Below are 423 nucleotides of genomic sequence, written 5' to 3'. Positions count from 1 at the left end.
GTTGAGAATGGGAGAGACAGAGCCGGTCAGCAGTCCCACGAGCGCGCCCAACAACATCAGCACCGGCACGCCTGGCAACTGTGAAAGCAGAAGCGAGCCCACCGCAGAGCCACAAAATGCCCCCGCCAGCCAGTTCTGCGCTGATCTCCGGGCGCCGACCGACGCATGAATGGCAATGCCAAGGAGACCACCAGCCCCCATCATTGAGGAGAACAGCCCGAGCTCTGCTACTTGGCGTCCTGCATCTACAAACAGCGCAGGCATGATGACGCTGCCGTTGGCGCCAACGATGCCCACGAAGATCATCACTATACCAAAGAGAGGGCGCAGCAGGGGTTCGCTCCAGAGAAAAGCGACGCCGGCGCGCATGGAGAGAGTCGCCGTCGTGGTCATCGTCCGAGCGGCACGCGCGGGAAGCACCCA

1 pseudogene is annotated in these 423 nt (G+C 62.4%); it reads right to left on the bottom strand.

Annotation, left to right across the window (positions count from 1 at the left end):
• Positions 1 to 423: pseudogene (mrx(A), locus tag M3182_RS25765) on the bottom strand (phosphorylated macrolide efflux MFS transporter Mrx(A)); the annotation flags it as partial.

This window comes from Mesobacillus maritimus, assembly GCF_023715205.1.
GTDB lineage: Bacteria > Bacillota > Bacilli > Bacillales > Cytobacillaceae > Mesobacillus_B > Mesobacillus_B maritimus_C.
This window is presented reverse-complemented; position numbering and strand designations above follow the sequence as displayed.